This window comes from Frankia sp. CcWB3 (genome assembly GCF_977927595.1).
Genome location: NZ_CDWRCK010000279.1, coordinates 3,466 through 5,391, shown reverse-complemented (window position 1 = coordinate 5,391; position 1,926 = coordinate 3,466). Strand labels below are relative to the sequence as shown.

General features: G+C 63.6%; 5 protein-coding genes. All 5 read right to left on the bottom strand.

Annotated elements, in window-relative coordinates; genetic code table 11:
• On the bottom strand, positions 1–242 hold a 242-nt coding region (locus ACY5KJ_RS17425; protein ID WP_462203865.1), incomplete at its 3' end, for a tyrosine-type recombinase/integrase.
• Positions 243–631: 389 nt separating this feature from the next.
• Entirely contained in the window at positions 632–829 is a 198-nt protein-coding gene (locus tag ACY5KJ_RS17420) for an IS3 family transposase (RefSeq protein WP_462188545.1), read from the bottom strand.
• 10 nt (positions 830–839) lie between these two features.
• Positions 840–1,310, bottom strand: coding sequence for an IS3 family transposase (locus tag ACY5KJ_RS17415; RefSeq protein WP_462188546.1), 471 nt, complete (start codon positions 1,308–1,310; stop codon positions 840–842).
• The gene (locus ACY5KJ_RS17410; RefSeq protein WP_462188547.1) at positions 1,307–1,597 is read right to left on the bottom strand and encodes a transposase; all 291 of its coding nucleotides are present in this window, start codon (positions 1,595–1,597) and stop codon (positions 1,307–1,309) included. The genes ACY5KJ_RS17415 and ACY5KJ_RS17410 overlap by 4 nt, the downstream gene beginning before the upstream one ends.
• 42 nt (positions 1,598–1,639) lie before the next feature.
• Positions 1,640–1,900: a hypothetical protein gene (locus tag ACY5KJ_RS17405; protein ID WP_462188548.1), complete on the bottom strand. Its 261-nt coding sequence runs from the start codon at positions 1,898–1,900 to the stop codon at positions 1,640–1,642.
• Between the last annotated feature and the right edge of the window lie 26 nt (positions 1,901–1,926).

Genomic DNA, 1,926 nt, shown 5'->3' with positions numbered 1-1,926 from the left:
GGGATGAGGCGTGCGGTGTTGCGGGCGATCTCGGCGGCGAGGTCGGGGAGGATGTGGGTGTAGGTGTCGGCGGTGATCATGATCGTGGAGTGGCCGAGGAGTTCTTGGACTGCTTTGAGGTCGGCGCCGGCGGCGAGGGCGAGGGTGGCGGCGCCGTGGCGGAGGCCGTGGATGGTGATGGGGGGTAGGTCGGCTTCCTGGATGAGGGTGTGGAAGCGGTTGGTGAGGTGTTCGGGGTGGATGGGAGTGCCGTCGGGGTGGGTGAACGCGAGGCCGTTGTTCGGCCAGATGGTTCCGGCGGCGAGCCGGTTGGCGTGTGCGGCAGGTTTTCAGGACGGCGAGGGTGTCGGGGTCGAGGGAGATGACACGGTCCCCGGCGTCGGATTTCGGCTTGGCGAGTTGGGTGGCGTAGCCGATCTGGACGAACTGCCAGCGGATGGTGAGGGTTGCGTTGGTGACGTCGATATCGTCGATGTGGACGGCGACGGATTCACCGCGTCGGAGCCCCCGGTAGGCGATGAGGTGGAAGACAGGGTAGAGCGGGTCGCTATGGGCGTGGTCGAGGAACCGCCCGGTCTGCGCTGGGGTCCAGACCATGAGTGGAGCGTTCCCGATTTAGTAGACAGTTCCATTATGCGGCTTGTGGGTGCTCCCTGTCAAACTTGGCCTCGTACTCGACGGGCGTCATGTAATTGATCGTGGAATGTATCCTTCTGCGGTTGTAGTACGTCTCGACGTAGTCGAAGATGCCGGCGCGGAGCTGTTTCAGGACGGCGAAGGCGTGGAGGTGGACGAACTCCTTCTTCAGGGTCACCCAGAACGATTCCACGGCGGCGTTGTCAAAACATATACTGGTCCGCCCGACCGAGTTCCTGATCTTGTTTTTCTTGCAGAACTCGACGAAGTCGTGGCTGGTGTACTCGCTGCCGCGGTCGGGCAGCGACGAGGGCTCGACGGCCTGGACGGTCGTGATGTGCCTGCGGGGCCCGCGGGTGCACGCTGACCAGGCCCAGCTGGGCCATGAGCCGCTGGACCCGCTTGTAGGCGACCCGGACGCCCTGGCGGCGGAGGTCGGCGAAGATCCGCCGCACGCCGTACCGGCCGTGGTGCGCGTCGAAAATCGCCCGGATCTTCGTGGACAAGGTGATGTCGTCCCGCTCGCGTTTCGACGGTCCGCGGTTCTTCCAGGCGTAGTAGCCGGCGCGGGAGACGCCGAGTTTCCGGCACAGGTAGTCGACGGGGAACGTGTTCACACCGTCGGCGGGAGCAGGCTTCTTCGGGGCGTGGGCCGAGATGAACTCGAACCTCACTTCTGGTCGCTCGCGAAGAAGCTCGCGACTTTTTTTAAGAAAGAGCTGTCCATCTGCAGCTGTGCGTTCTTCTTCCGGAGCTCCTCGAGCTCGGCGTGCTCGGACACCGATAGCGGCCGCTCCCTGCCCTCGTCGGAATCCTTTTCTTTCTTCACCCAGTACCCCAAGCTCGTCTCGTTGATCCCAAGGCTCTTCGCCACCTCGGCGATCGTACGGTCCGAACCAAGGACGAGAGCGACCGCCTCGTCCTTGTACTCCTGGGTGAACTTCCTCCGCGTCGATCCCATCCCTGGATCTTCCTGGTAGTCAGTGGACTTTACGTCGACTGTCTACGAGATTGGGATCGCTTCATAGATCGCGCCGCTTCGCTTGCGGACATGCGTCAGTCCGTCCCCGGGCTTCACGAGTCCGGCGTTCACAAGCTTCGCGAGATTGCCAGGCGGACGGGCCGCGCCCGGCTCTTCGGCCACCGCTGGAGCGGAGAGCCCCAAGACGCGACGGAGGACATAATTCGGGGTGTCGACGAAGGGCGCAGCCTGATCCTGCAGGCACTTGAAGACCTCGTCGTCGATCTCGATCCGCGGGACCATGCCTGACTCCATCCTTTAAGGGGACG

Bases quoted from the DNA above. Each gene is read 5' to 3' on its own strand.
- ACY5KJ_RS17410 (WP_462188547.1), bottom strand. From the start codon at position 1,597: ATGGGATCGACGCGGAGGAAGTTCACCCAGGAGTACAAGGACGAGGCG.
- ACY5KJ_RS17405 (WP_462188548.1), bottom strand. From the start codon at position 1,900: ATGGTCCCGCGGATCGAGATCGACGACGAGGTCTTCAAGTGCCTGCAG.